Here is a 13,428-nt window from a genome sequence, read left to right as displayed (position 1 = left end):
CCCTCGCCTTGCCGAGTCAGGGGTCTGGGCCCCCCTGTCTGGCGGACCGGCCTCGGCGTCGGCGATCGGGCCCGCGACCCCTGCCCATCAAGAGACTCAGCCATGAGACTAACCCGACGCTCCTTCGTCCGGGCCGCGTCGGCCTCGGGCGCTCTGGCCGCGATGCCGGGCATCCTCCGGGCGGGCCAGGACCGGACGTTCTCGACCGCCCTGATCGGCACGGGCTGGTGGGGGACGAACATCCTCCGCGAGGCGATCGCCTCCGACCGCTGCCGGCCGGTGGCGCTGTGCGACGTGGACGAATCGCAGGTGGCCTCCTGCAAGTCGACGCTCGGCGGCATGCTGCCCGATTCCATCAAGGTGTACAAGGACTATCGCGAGCTGATCGAGTCTGAGCGGCCCGAGATCGCCATCGTCGCCACCCCGGACCACTGGCACCCGCTGATCACGATCGCCTGCTGCGAGGCCGGGGCGCACGTGTACGTGGAGAAGCCGATCGGCCACACGGTCCTCGAAGGGAAGGCGATGGTCGAGGCCGCCCGGCGGAATGACCGCGTGGTGCAGGTCGGCACGCACCGGAGAGTCTCGCCGCACAACATCGCGGGCATGGAGATGCTCCGGGACGGTACGGTGGGCAAGGTGGGGATGGTCCGCGCCTTCGTCCACTATGGCGGAGGCCCCGAGGAACCGGCCGAGAACGAGGATCCCCCCGCCGGGCTCGACTGGGACCTCTGGTGCGGCCCCGCCCCGATGCGCGACTTCAACCCGAAGCTCCACCCGAGAGGCTTCCGCCAGTTCCTCGACTACGCCAACGGCACGCTCGGCGACTGGGGCATCCACTGGATGGACCAGATCCTCTGGTGGACCGAAGAGCTGGCGCCCAGGACCGTCTTCTCCACCGGAGGCCGGCCGATCGCCGGCCCGGCCCTCAACGACGGGACGCGCCAGACGTCCGACGCCCCGGACCATCAGCTCGCCGCCTTCGAATTCGACAGCTTCACCGTGAGCTGGGAGCATCGCCGCTTCGCCGGCAACACCGCCGAGAAGACGCATCCCGACCAGGCCGTCGGCTGCTACTTCTACGGCACCAACGGCACGCTGCACATCGGCTGGCTCGACGGCACCACCTTCTACCCCCGGGACGCCAGGAAGGCGGCCGTGAACGTCCCCGCGCAGCTCCACGAGCCCGACCAGCAGAACATCCGAGAGCTGTTCGCCGACTTCCTCGACGCCATCGACTCCGGCCGACGCCCGGTGAGCGACATCGAGATCGGCCACCGCTCCACGAACATGAGCCTGCTGGGCATGCTCTCCTACAAGCTCGGCCGCTCCATCGCCTGGGACCACGACCGGCACGAGATCCCCGGCGACCCCGAGGCGAACGCCCTGCTGCGGCGCGAGTATCGCTCCCCCTGGACGTATCCGGCCTGAGCGATCGGACCCGTTCCGGCCGGATGCCGCCGCGATCCCTCCCTTCCCCGACGATCGGGCGGGAATCTTCCGAGCCGGATCGAGACGACCCCGGCTGATCGAATCGGCTCCCGACGGCATCGAGGAGGGCCTCCCAGCGACCCGGCGACCCATCCTGGAGAAATCGGGATGGGTCGCCGGGCCGCCCTGCATGGCAAGGATGGTGGTTCGGGACGGGAACGGGAGGCCACCCATGTCGAGGGCGGCAACCGCGGGGGACGAGCTTCGGCGCCAGACCGCCGCCCTGTTCGGCGGCGGCACGGTCGCGGGCCTGGGAGATGGCGAGCCGCTCGAACGGTTCGTCCGTCGAGGGGCCTTTGACAACCTCGAGGCGGATCCAGCCGTCGCGACGACGAGGATCGGGTCGACGTCTTCAGCCTGAGGACACGGCGCTGGGAGGCGATGGAGGTCGAGTGAGGCCGGCTGCGCCGGTCGGAGGGGGGTAATGCGGTTTCCGCCGAGGCTCTCCGGCGGAAGCGATTTCCGATCCGGCTCGGCCTCCGGCCCCGAGGACCGTCCTGGACAGGTTCAGGGGCATGCCGAGGGTGAAGAGGTCGGCGATGACGAGGCTCTGAGGGGGACCCCAGTGCCACCGGACCAGGGGGCGACCTCGGGCGATCAGCAGCCTTTCTTCGCTTCCAGCTCCTTGAGGATCCCGACGATCAGCTCGGGGTTCTTCTGCGCAAGCAGGTGCTCGATGCGGGAGGCGGGGAACTCCAGCTTGGTGAGGATCTCGGCGACCTGCTTCCAGAGGCGGTCGCGCTTCTTGCCCTCGGCAAGGTAGAGCTCGGTGGCGAGGTCGGCGAGGCGCTGGGCCTTGATGGCGTCGTAGTTTTCGTAATAACGTTTGATGATCTTCTGCTGGTAGGGCGAATAGTCGCGGTCGGCCATGAGGAGAGGCTCCGGGGGGCGTCCGTTCCGGTCAGTCGATTCGGATCAGTCGAGCGAGGGGGGCTTGCGCAGCCGCTTGGTGGCGGAGCGCTGCTTCTTCGCCTCGGTGTGGCGGACCTTGGAGGCCAGGGTGGGCCGAGTGGGAATCCGGGGCTTCGGGGGAGAGGAGGCCTCGAGGACGAGGTCTCGGAGCTTGTCGAGGCAGTCGTCGACGTTGCGGAGGCGATCCCGGGTGCGCTGGGAGGAGATGATCAGCTCCCCCTCGGCGTTCAGCCGGGAGCCGACGGCCTTCATCAACCGCCGGCGGACGGGCTCGGGGAGGCTGGGGCTGTCGGCGGGCCGCCAGCGGAGGACGGCCTTGGTGGCCACCTTGTTGACGTTCTGGCCGCCGGGGCCGCCTGACCGGAGATAGTCGAAGCGGAATTCCTCCAGGGGGATCGCGATTCGGTCATTGATGCGGAGCATGGCGGTCCCCGGGGGTCGGGATGCGACGGGTCGAGTCGAGTCGAGTCGAGTCGAGATGAGTCGGGCCCCCCGTCCCGATCGTGGATCGGGGTGAGGGGCCTTCGGGTCGCCTCGTTATTCTAGCGAGCGGGGCCCGGCCGGGTCAGGGGCGGATTGGAGACCCGGCCGGGAGGGAAGCGGCTTCATCGGGCCGAGGGAGTGCCGAGGCCGTAGTCGACCGCCACGGTCGGGGGAGCCACCGCCCGGGTCGCCCCGAGGCCGGCGCCGGAGAGCCGGATGGTCGGCCCTCGGAGGGTCGAGCCGGCGGCCACCGACGCGGCCGGACGACGGGAGGCGAGGGAGACGGTCGGCCCGGTGCCGAGCGTCCCGTCGCTGGGCAGGGCGGCGACCGAGGCCAGGGCCGCCCGCCGGGCAATGGTGGCCTGGGTGGGCTCGGCCCCCAGGGTCCCCCGGATCGCCGGCCCCAGCTCCCTTCGGATCCGTCGGATCGCCCCCGGCTGGGCCCCTCGATAGAGCTGGCCGGGGATCGGGGGAGGCGTCGGGGCCGGCTGGGGAGGCGTGTTCACGCCGGCCAGGAACAAGGTCACATCGCGATTGAAGACCTCGAACGGACTGGAGAACATCGTGCCGTCGTTGAGCTGACCGGAGAAGGTCACCATGGTGATCCCCGGCGGCAGCGGGTCGATGTCGGTGCTGAGGAAGATGTAGGTGGCGTCGAGATACGGGTCTCGGTTGATGTACTGGGTGTAGACGATCAGCGGCTCGGCCCCCGAGAGATTGGCCGAGGCGATCTCCTCCACGTTGAAGTTCGGCGAGCCGAAGACGTTGACCCGGACCAGTTGCGGGTGCGCCGTGTTGATCGTGCGGTGGTTATGCGGCTGGACGAGGACCTTCGGCTCCAACGGCGGACAGGGAGGAGGAGGCGGGGGCGGGGGAGGAGGAGGCGGCGGGGGAGGCGGCGGCGGAGTGGGCACCGTGGCGTCGCCGATTTGGAAGCCCAGCGGCGGGATGAACGCCTCGGTGATGCCGTCGTCCTGGTCCGAGCCTGCGGAGGCCGAGATCTGGAGCCGAGACTGCGAGGTCATCGGCACCCCCGCCCGGGCCTCATAGAGCTGCGAGAAGTTGCGGATCTCGAACTCGAAGTTCGGCGCCTCGGGCGTATTGCTCAGGAATGAGGAGCCGATGAACTCGGGCAAGAGCTGGCCGAAGCCGCCGCTGCCGACCGCGTCGGAGTAGGCGGCGACGGTGTAGATCTTGCGCAGCTCGTTGCCGTCGGGGTCGGTGCCGGTGGGAATGCCGGCAACGACGTTGTCGGTCATGGTCGTGGGGTCGCCGATGACGTCGTTGTTCAGGAAGTCGATGTTGACGAACATCGACTCTGAACCGCCGAGCATCAGCGGGTCCTCAAAGTTCGGGTCGAGGGCCTGGACCTCGGGGGCGACGGTGCCGCCGTTGAGGTTGTTGTCGGCGTCGCCAGCGATGACCGGCTGGCCGGTCTTCTCGTTGATCGGCTGCTGCAGGCCGAGGCTCAGCGTGTCCTGCTCCGAGTCATACGAGACCCGGATCGCGTCGAGCTGGAAGCCGGAAACCCGGATGAATTCCTGCAACCCCGGAGGCTCGGGGGGGATGGAGGGGATGAGGTAATTGGGGTCGTCTGGCTCAGGAGTGAGGACGACAACGCCTGGACTTGTGGTATCGGGGAAATCGGTTACAACGTTTCCCGTGAAGTTGACGCTCAGGAGTTGTCGATGATCCAGACGCTCGACGGCCACCCCGTGGCGCCGGCGCGCGGATCGCGCGACCGGATCCCGGCGTGGACGCCAGGAGAGTACGGCCTGGAGGATCTTCCTGATCGCGGTCATGGCGTCCTCGTCCTTTCTCACGGGAGGCCCGCGCCGGAAGCGGCCCCGGGCATGACGCGAACTGGGCCGCCGGGAAGGCGGCCGGGCCGGTGAGCGACGCGGGTCGCCCTCGACCCCGGGAGGGGGAGGGGGCGGGAAGCGTCGCCCGGGGCCGGAGCGGGAGCGGGGCGGCCAGCGGCCCGCCCCGGGCCCCGGCCGGATCCCGATCGATCGTCCGACGCCCCCCGACGCCCGCCCCGGGCGACGGATCGGGCGCCGATCAGCCGCCGAGACGTGGAAGGAGACACGGCATGCGGCAGCGCAACTGCCCCAACTTGCTTGCGGTCGGTATCGGCCTGCTCCTGGCAACCAGGGCGGCCTCGGCCGGCGCCATCCAGCTGACCGGGGATGTCGAGGCGGACTTCCCCCTGGTTCAGGGCAATGGCGTCGTGGCCATCGTGGACAACCCCAACGCCAACGGGCTGGCCAGCCCGATGGACGTGGCCCAGAACGCCGTCCTCCCGGGCACGACGGGGTGGAACATCAAGGACCTGCGCCTGTCTTACGACTCGGCGTCGGACCGGATGTACTTCGGTGTGAACTTCTTCGGCATCGCTGGCGACGCCGACGGCGACGGCGACCCCGGCGCCCTGTCGGTCGGCATGGGCAAAGACTTGCCGAGCCTCGGCGGCCTGGAGTCGATCGCCGTCGGCCTGGACCTGGACCTGGACGGCACCCCCGACGTGGTCGCCGGCGTCCCGGCCAACAAGTCCGGCACCGGCCCCGGTGTCGCGTCCTTCACCGTGGCCGAGTACCAGCGCTCCCCCTCGGGCCTGGCCTTCAGCTTCGGCGACTCGCTGACCGATCACCTCGGCGCCCTGGCGTTCGACCCCTCGGCCGAACACCCGGACTTCGAGTTCACGATCGACCGCTTCTCGACGCTGCCAGGACTGGACATGAAGGAGGGCTTCATCGTGAGCGCCTTCGCCGGCGCCCCCGACGACATGATCGCGGGCGAGGATACCCTCGCCGCGGTCCGGATCGCCGGAGACGATCTGAGCGGCCAGAACGTCCCGGAGCCGGCCGCGGTGCTGGCCTGGGCGCTGGTTGCCGGCGCTGCGATCGCCCACCGGGTGCGCGGCCGGCATCGCCGGGGGCGCTGAACCTGGGGCGTCGGCTCCTCGGCCGCTCATTGCTCGGACTCCGTTCCGGAAGGCGGGCCCCCCTCCGTGGGGACCCGCTGTTCTTTTTCGGACGTTTCCCGGTGCGACTCGCTCGAGCCGGGCGTCGGCCCGGAGGGTCGGCCTCCCCGACCGGCACAGCCGTCCGGGTCGCCTCGACCCGAACCGCCCCACCCGGACGTTGCGGAGCCGGGCCCGGGCCGGATACCTTCCGGTTCGAGCGGGCGAAGGGCCCGAACCAACCTCCGGGCCTGGCCCCCGCTTCCATCGATCCGGACCGGAAGACCCGGGAGCGAACCCGATGGCCCTCGACCGACCCCGACCCCGATCCCGACCCCGACGAGGGGCCCTGACGCTCGCGCTGCTGCTCCTCCCCGTCTCGATCGCCGGCCTCCGGGCCGACGACGGCGCCGGGACCCCGTCCAAGCCAAGGAGGCCCGACCTGACCGACCCGGTCCTCTGCCTCTCCGCCCGAGGATTCCGGGACTTCGTCCCCCGGGAGGTGCCGGAGCTGACCCGGGACGAGAAGCTCCAGATCTATTACGAGCCGTTCAACTACACGATCATCCGAGTCGAGGAGGGGAAGGGGGACGACGCGAGGGTGTCTTATCGCGCCCACCTGACCCAGGACGCCCGACTCCGAAAGGCCGGCGAGAGCCGAGTCCTGCAAGAACATCGCGAGGCGATCGACTACCAGCCCGAGTCCGAACACCCGCCGGTCTCGACCTTCATGCTCTACCTCGCCGAACTGAAGCAGTTCCCCCCGGGAGACTACGAGGTCGACCTCGTGCTCCGGGACGAGCTGGCGGAAGGGAGGCCGGAGACGAAGCGCACGGTCGCCTTCTCGGTCGTCCGGACGCCCGGGGGGCGCTGACCGAGGCCCACGGAGGCGGATCGGCCCGAGAGTTGCTTATGAAGCCCGAACGATGGATCGATGGGTCTGGCCAGTGGCATCGGGCCCATCCGGACGACATCAGGGCCACTCAACGCGGAGCCATCGCCATGCCTCGCGGCGACAAGAGCAAATACACGGAGAAACAGAAACGCAAGGCCGAGCACATCGAAGAGAGCTACGAGCAGCGTGGGGTGCCCCAGGATGAGGCCGAGCGCCGCGCCTGGGCCACCGTGAACGCGCAGGATGGCGGCGGGAAGAAGCCCGGCGGCAGCGGCCGGGCCAGGCCGTCGTCCTCGAAGGCCGAGCCCAAGTCCAGGTCCGGCCCCGACTCCAAGTCTGGCTGAGCCGGAGAAGCGGTTGGCCTGTCCCGCCTGGGCCGATTCGCCTATCATCCCGCCCGATCCTCCGGCCGGTGGCCGGACAGGGAGAGGAGAGGGGAGTCGGCCCGATGGCAAGCTCGGTGACGGTCGCGTGCGTGGTGGGCACCCGCCCCGAGGCAGTGAAGATGGCGCCGGTGATCCGTCGCCTGCGACGGCCGGGCAGCGGCTTCAAGGTGATCGTGCTCGCCACCGGCCAGCACCGCGAGTTGCTCGACCGCGCGCTGGCCGACTTCGGGCTCCGCTCCGATGACGATCTCGGCCTGATGCGCCCCGGGCAAGACCTGGCGACGCTGACGGCCCGCTGCCTGGAGGCGATCGGAGGATGGCTGGGCCGGGCCCGTCCCGACCTGGTCGTCGCCCAGGGAGACACGACCTCGGTGCTCTCGGCGGCGATGGCGAGCCATTGCCACCGGATCCCGTTCGCCCACGTGGAGGCCGGGCTGCGCTCGGGAGACCCGGCCGAGCCGTTCCCCGAGGAGTCGAACCGGGTCCTCACCGCCCGCCTGGCCGACCTGCACTTCGCCCCGACGCCCTGGGCGCGCGACAACCTGATCCGGGAGGGGATCCCGGCCTCTCGCGTCCGGGTGGTGGGCAATCCGGTCATCGACGCGCTGCGGTGGGTCGAGCGCTCGGCACCGCCGACGCCGATCCCGACGCCGACGGCCCCGGGGACGGCCCGCATGATCCTGCTGACCAGCCACCGCCGGGAGAACCAGGGAGCGCCGCTGGCCCGGATCTGCGCCGCCGTCCGGACGCTGGTGGCCCGGGATCGCGGGCTCCTCGTCGTCTTCCCGGTCCACCCGAGCCCCGGGGTGCGGGCGGTCGTCGATCGCGAGCTGGGAGGAATCGACCGGGTGGCCCGGATCGACCCGGTGGGCTATCCGGACTTCGTGGCGCTGATGAAGGCGTCTCGGCTGATCCTCTCCGACTCCGGCGGGGTGCAGGAGGAGGCCCCCGCGCTGGGGCGTCCGGTGCTGGTGCTCCGCGACCGCACGGAGCGGCCCGAGGCGGTCTCGGCGGGCGCCTGCCGGCTGGTCGGGACCGACCCGGATCGGATCGTGGCCGAGGCCGAGGCGATCCTCTCCGGCTCGGTTCCCCCCCTCGCACCGATCAGCCCCTTCGGCGACGGCCGGGCGAGCGACCGGATCGCCCGGGCGCTGGCCGATTGGTTCGGGTTGCCCGCCGAAGATCCCTCCTCGGCAATCGGCGAAGACACCCGAGAACCTGGGGAAGCGGCGGGGTTGGCGGCGTGAGGAACGGCCAAGGACACCCGAACAATCCTTCAACGATGGATTGATGATCACAGACCTCCGCTGGCCGTCCCCGCTGTCCTCGGAGGCGACGGGCCGGCCATCCATCCGGTCGATCGGCCCCATCCGGTCAAGCCCCCCAGCCGCAGCCCGACCGCGATCGGAGGGCCCCTGAGATTCCGTCCCCAGCCGCCGGCCATCGGGGCCAGCGGCGGCCGGCTTGGCGGCGGGCCCTTCGGGGAGGTATGCTCTGGGTCGAGGGAGCAGGCAAAACCCGCAGGACCACGGAACCGGCCGCAATCCCATGCACGCCTTTGAATTGATGGGGCCCAAGGGGGCGGGGGAAGTCCGGCCAGTCTATGCGATCTTTGGCGACGACGCCTACCTCCGAAGAGAGGCGACGCGGGCGATTGTGCGGGCGGCGATGGATGGCGGCGAGGAGGAGCTGGGAGTCTCCCGCTTCCCGGGAGCGCAGGCGGAGCTGGCCGCCGTGCTCGACGAGGTGCGGACGCTGCCGTTCCTGGCGCCAAGACGGGTGGCGATCGTCGAGGACGCGGATCCGTTCGTCACCGCGCACCGCAAGGAGCTGGAAGCGTTCGCGGCGAGGCCGAGCCCGACGGGAGTGCTGGTGCTGTCGGTGAAGTCGTGGCCGTCGAACACGAAGCTGGCCAAGCTCGTCGAGCAGCACGGGGTGTCGGTGGAATGCAAGGCGCCCCGGGAGTCGGAGCTGGCCGGCTGGCTCAGCCGCCTGGCGTCGACGCGATGGGGGCTGGGCTTCCCGGCCGACGCCGCCCGGCTGCTGATCGAGCTGGTCGGGCCGGAGCCGGGCCTGCTGGCGGCTGAGGTGGACAAGCTGGCCTCCTTCGTCGGCGAGGGGAAGGGGATCGCCCGGGACGATGTGGCGAAGATGGTCGGCGCCGGCCGGGTCCTGGAGGTCTGGGACATGATCGACCGGGCCTCCTCGGGGGACGCCCCCGGGGCGCTGGGAGTGCTCGACCGCTTGCTCGCGTCCGGCGAGGCTCCTCAGCGGCTGCTGGCGGCGCTGGCCATCTCGCTGCGGAAGGTGCATCACGCCGGGGCCCTCCGTCGGGCCCGCCGAGACCTGGCCGACGCCTGCAAACGGGCCGGCGTCTGGCCCCGGGACATCGAGAAGGTCGGCCGCCAGCACGCGCATCTCGGCCCCGAGCGGGTCGATCGGCTGCCCGCCCTGCTGCTGGAGACGGACCTGGCGCTGAAGGGATCGTCGACGCTGGACGAGCGATCGGTCCTGGAGCGGTTGGTCGTCGACCTGGCCCGACCTCGCCGCGATTGACCGAGTCGAGGCGGGAGACGCCGACCCATGAGCGAACCAACGATCGACGACTCGATTGCGCATTGCGTGGCCAAAATCCGGGAGCTGGTCGACCGGGAGGAGCCCGATCCCCGCGACCTGCTGCAACTCGGCTACAACCTTGGGCGCCTCAGCGAGCTGACGGGAGGAGGCCGAGGCCCGTTCTGGGACCGCTGGAAGGGCCCGGCCTCCCGCTGGGACCGCGATGCGCTGGGAAAACTGGCCCAGGAATTGCCCAAATCAACCATCCCGGCCCGGTCGCCGACCTCCCTCCCGCCTGGCCGACCGAGCCATCCCGACCCAATTGCCGAGGATCGTCGCGGGGGCGATTGACACGGCCCCGCCACACCCCGTTTAATATGACAGCCGGGCACGCCGCCCGAACCGTCGTCGGCCGTCCGAGAATCGGGCGAGAGCAGCCCCGAGGCTGGGGCGGAGAGGCCAACCGACTGCTTTTTCCCTTGCAATTCCCGGGAGGAGCAAACCACAATGTCGTTGCTCACCCCCACGGAAGCGTGAGACTCCCTCCTGGATCGCAGCACCTCGCGATCACCTTTCCCAGCACAGATCTCAGGAGTGATGGACGATGCGGAGGAACTTCGAGGACGGCTCGACCAGCCTGCTCGAGCAAGTCGAGCATTCAATCCGGCAGACAACCCACGGGCGGATCCGAGACCTGGCCGTCGAGGAGGTTCAGGGACGGTTCGTGGTCCGGGGCCGGGTGCCCTCGTATCACACCAAGCAACTGGCACTCTACGCGGCGCTGGAACTGCTGCCGAGTGATCGGTTCGACATGAATATCCTCGTCTCCTGATTCGCGCATCGGACGTCCCGGCCCCGGGAAACCGGGGACGACGACCGACGCCCCCGGCCCCGCCGGGGGCTCCCCCTCTCTCCATTTGCTTCCCCTCCCCAACGATCTCGTCCCCTGTCTCGCGATGTCCCCCGTCGATTGGCCGGACCGGTTCGGGTTGCCTCCCCACCGGGGATGGACCATAGTGGGCGCGCGCCGTCGTCGGAGCAACGGCCCCGGACCGGGACGCATCGACGCTCCCCCGATCGCCGATCCGACCTCGCCTCGAGGCCCGATCGGCCATCGGTCGGCCGTCCCGCCTCACGCCGGGTCGATCCGAATCCGATCCCGAACCGAGCCCTTCCCGAAGAGGATCCCGCCGATGAGAGGGACCCAACTGGCCTCCCGGAGGCTGTCGGCCGCCGTTGTCGCGGCGCTGGCGCTGCTGCTGGGGTCCGTGCCGCCGACTCCAGCCGCGCCGTCCCCTCGGCCGCAAGAGGCTTCGGAGGCCGATCGACCGAGGGCGAGGGAGGCTTGGGATGCCGTCTACATCGCCGGTCGGAAGGTGGGGCACATCCACCTCCGGGTCGAGCCCGTCCGAGCCGCGGACGGCCGGGAGCTGCTGCGCGTGCAGGTCGACTCCCAGCTGAAGATCAAGCGGCTTAACGACGACGTGACCATCGCCACCCGCTACGGCACGATCGAGACGCTCGACGGCCAGGTGCTCCGGCTTGACGCCCGCAGCCTCGTCGGGCCGAACGAGACGCGCGTCTCGGGGGATGCGGTCAACGGGGTCTTGCCGCTGACGCTGGAGGCCGGCGGCCAGCGCCGACGGGTCGAGCTGCCCTGGCCGGACGACGTCCGGGGGCCCTACGGGCCCGAGCTAAGCCTCTCCCATGAGCCGATGCAGCCGGGCCAGCGCCGAGAGGTCAAGACCTTCATCCCCGACCTCAATCAGGTCGGCCTGACGGTGATGGAGGCCAGGGGAATGGAGGATGTCGAGCTCGGCGGCGGGGTGACGATGTCGCTGCTCCGAGTCGACGCGACGGTCTTCGGCCCGGACGGCGAGCCGCTGCCGGGCATGAAGGCGACCTACTGGGCCGACGCCGACGGCCAGATCTTCAAGAGCCGCACCGAGGCCTTCGGCGGCATCGTCACCTATCGCACCACCAAGCAGGGGGCGACGGCCCCCGGCGGCGGGGCGTTCGACATCGTCCAGGCGTCGATCGTGCCCGTCTCCCGACGGCTGAGCAACCCGGCCGCCTCGCGATCGGCCATCTACCGCGTCTCCCTCTCGGGAGACGACCGCCCGGAGGACATCTTCCCGGCAGACTCCCGTCAGTCGATCCGCCGAGGGGCCGACGGCTCCATCCTGCTGCAGGTCCGCACCTCCGGGCCCCAGGACGGCCCCGCCGGCCGAGACTCGGTCGAGCCGGAATACCTGGCCGCCAACCCGATGATCAACAGCGAGGATCCTCAGGTCGTCTCCCTCACCAGACGGGCGATCGCCCAGGCCGGCCCCGACCCGTGGTCCCGGGCGGTGGCGATCACCCACTGGGTCGCCGACAACCTCCGCGAGAAGAACTTCGAGACCGCCTTCGCCACCGCCAAGGACGTGGCCCGAGACCTCTCCGGCGACTGCTCCGAGCACGCCGTGCTCACCGCCGCCATGTGCCGGGCCGCCGGCATCCCCAGCCGGGTCGTCATCGGCCTGCTCTACGCCGAACAACTCGGCGGCTTCGGCTTCCACATGTGGAACGAGGTCTACGTGAACAACCGCTGGGTCGCCGTCGACGCCGCCCTGAACCAAACCGACGTCGACGCCACCCACCTGAAGCTCAACGCCACCAGCCTCGACGGCGTCTCCCCCTACGCCCAGTTCCTGGATGTGGTCCGGGTCTTCTCGTCGCTGTCGCTGGACCCGATCCAGGTGAACTGACGAGGGCCGGGGAGAGTCAGGCCCCCGGATCCGACGTCCGAGATCGGATCGGCGACGGGTCGTCGGCCTGGCGGGGGATCGGTGGCCCTTGGTTTACGCCCGGACCGGAAATCGAACGCCGAGACCGGAATCGAGCGCCGGAGATCGATCGTCTTCTCGGGTGTCATCGCGACACCGGCCCGCCGCCCTCGTCCCCCGGCCGGAGGCGGGTCGGCGGCCGGGCCGTGCCGATCCCGGGAGATCCCCGATGAATGGCACCCGCGTGATCGGCCAAGTGTCGCCGAGCCGGGGGAGCTTGCCGCCCGAGTCGGGCCGCCGATAGACTCGGCCGGTGGGCCCGGGCTCTCCTCGGGAGTCGGGAGCGATTCCGAGAGCCCCACCCCCGCCCCGGCCGGAGGCTCCCCATGACGAGGCATCGGCGGCCCGTTTCGCTCCTCGCCCTCGGCGGCACTCTCTCGGCCGCGGGGCTGCTCGGGACGGGGGAAGCCCCGGCGATCGGGCAACTCGCCCCGCGTCCGCCGCTCTCGGCGCCGGTGAGGCCGGCGCGTCGCCCGGTCGAGGCGCTCCGGGAGGCAATCGCGAGCAACCCGGTCACGGCGCCGTACCCGATTGCCGTCCTCGATCGGGGGGGCCGGGCCGTTCTGCGCGGAGTGGTCGGCACGAAGGTGATCTACGACGCGGCGATCCGGACGGCGATCGCCTCGGGCGTTCCCTTCGACGACGAGCTGACGATCGACACGATGGCCGCGCACGAGATCGCGGCCCGGGGGGCGATCGCGCCGGGGTCCCTGGCGCCTCCCATCATGCCGGCCCCGTTCCTGGCGCCGACCTACGGCGCGGTCGGGGGCGATCCGCCGCCGACCTACCTGCCGATCGGCCCGGTGCCGGGAGGGGCGCCGGGGTTCCTCTACCCTCCTCCGCTGTTCGGCGTGGTCGACGAGCCCTTCTTCGGCTTCGAGCCGCCGGTCATCAGCTACCCGCCGTACTGGCGGG

The 13,428-nt window shown here is 70.6% G+C and carries 12 protein-coding genes and 2 pseudogenes; 11 read left to right on the top strand and 3 right to left on the bottom strand.

Translation table 11 applies throughout. The annotated features are described in order from the left end of the window. Positions 1-102 precede the first annotated feature (102 nt). Both TsocGM_RS21560 and TsocGM_RS25675 read left to right on the top strand, forming a co-directional pair. Positions 103-1,431: a Gfo/Idh/MocA family protein gene (locus TsocGM_RS21560; protein ID WP_126727534.1), complete on the top strand. Its 1,329-nt coding sequence runs from the start codon at positions 103-105 to the stop codon at positions 1,429-1,431. Positions 1,432-1,663: 232 nt separating this feature from the next. Further along, entirely contained in the window at positions 1,664-1,852 is a 189-nt protein-coding gene (locus tag TsocGM_RS25675) for a hypothetical protein (protein ID WP_148114887.1), read from the top strand. 236 nt (positions 1,853-2,088) lie between these two features. Here the strand turns inward: TsocGM_RS25675 and TsocGM_RS21555 are convergent, their stop codons facing one another. The 3 genes from TsocGM_RS21555 to TsocGM_RS21545 form a co-directional block, all read right to left on the bottom strand. Beyond that, a complete protein-coding gene (locus TsocGM_RS21555; RefSeq protein ID WP_126727533.1) occupies positions 2,089-2,361 on the bottom strand; it encodes a hypothetical protein in 273 nt (90 codons plus the stop codon). 45 nt (positions 2,362-2,406) lie between these two features. Next, positions 2,407-2,826: an alternative ribosome rescue aminoacyl-tRNA hydrolase ArfB gene (gene arfB, locus TsocGM_RS21550; RefSeq protein ID WP_126727532.1), complete on the bottom strand. Its 420-nt coding sequence runs from the start codon at positions 2,824-2,826 to the stop codon at positions 2,407-2,409. 182 nt (positions 2,827-3,008) lie between these two features. After that, positions 3,009-4,688 (bottom strand): hypothetical protein, encoded by a 1,680-nt coding sequence (locus TsocGM_RS21545; RefSeq protein ID WP_126727531.1) that lies wholly within the window; start codon positions 4,686-4,688, stop codon positions 3,009-3,011. Positions 4,689-4,978: 290 nt separating this feature from the next. Between TsocGM_RS21545 and TsocGM_RS21540 the strand changes: the two genes are divergently transcribed. From TsocGM_RS21540 to TsocGM_RS21500, 9 genes and pseudogenes are all read left to right on the top strand, one after another. Further along, positions 4,979-5,830 (top strand): hypothetical protein, encoded by an 852-nt coding sequence (locus TsocGM_RS21540; protein ID WP_126727530.1) that lies wholly within the window; start codon positions 4,979-4,981, stop codon positions 5,828-5,830. A gap of 319 nt (positions 5,831-6,149) precedes the next feature. Beyond that, positions 6,150-6,722, top strand: coding sequence for a hypothetical protein (locus TsocGM_RS21535; RefSeq protein ID WP_126727529.1), 573 nt, complete (start codon positions 6,150-6,152; stop codon positions 6,720-6,722). A gap of 128 nt (positions 6,723-6,850) precedes the next feature. Then, positions 6,851-7,084: pseudogene (locus TsocGM_RS21530) on the top strand (termination factor Rho); the annotation flags it as partial. 107 nt (positions 7,085-7,191) lie between these two features. Beyond that, on the top strand, positions 7,192-8,376 hold the full coding sequence (gene wecB / locus TsocGM_RS21525) for a non-hydrolyzing UDP-N-acetylglucosamine 2-epimerase (RefSeq protein WP_126727527.1): 1,185 nt from the start codon (positions 7,192-7,194) through the stop codon (positions 8,374-8,376). A 301-nt stretch (positions 8,377-8,677) separates the two neighbouring features. Further along, positions 8,678-9,685 carry a DNA polymerase III subunit delta gene (holA, locus tag TsocGM_RS21520; protein WP_126727526.1) on the top strand — a complete coding sequence of 336 codons (1,008 nt, stop codon included), beginning with the start codon at positions 8,678-8,680 and terminating at the stop codon, positions 9,683-9,685. 27 nt (positions 9,686-9,712) lie between these two features. Continuing rightward, the gene (locus TsocGM_RS26585) at positions 9,713-10,036 is read left to right on the top strand and encodes a hypothetical protein (protein WP_199756864.1); all 324 of its coding nucleotides are present in this window, start codon (positions 9,713-9,715) and stop codon (positions 10,034-10,036) included. A 253-nt stretch (positions 10,037-10,289) separates the two neighbouring features. Continuing rightward, positions 10,290-10,517, top strand: a complete 228-nt coding sequence (locus TsocGM_RS21510) for a phospholipid-binding protein (RefSeq protein WP_233579088.1) — start codon at positions 10,290-10,292, stop codon at positions 10,515-10,517. A 361-nt stretch (positions 10,518-10,878) separates the two neighbouring features. Continuing rightward, positions 10,879-12,435: a transglutaminase-like domain-containing protein gene (locus TsocGM_RS21505; RefSeq protein WP_158633694.1), complete on the top strand. Its 1,557-nt coding sequence runs from the start codon at positions 10,879-10,881 to the stop codon at positions 12,433-12,435. A gap of 404 nt (positions 12,436-12,839) precedes the next feature. Continuing rightward, a pseudogene (locus TsocGM_RS21500) lies at positions 12,840-13,428 on the top strand (hypothetical protein); the annotation flags it as partial.

It is taken from the genome of Tautonia sociabilis, assembly GCF_003977685.1.
GTDB classification, from domain to species: domain Bacteria; phylum Planctomycetota; class Planctomycetia; order Isosphaerales; family Isosphaeraceae; genus Tautonia; species Tautonia sociabilis.
Note: the sequence above shows the minus strand (reverse complement) of the source record. Positions and strands in the feature narration are given on the sequence as shown.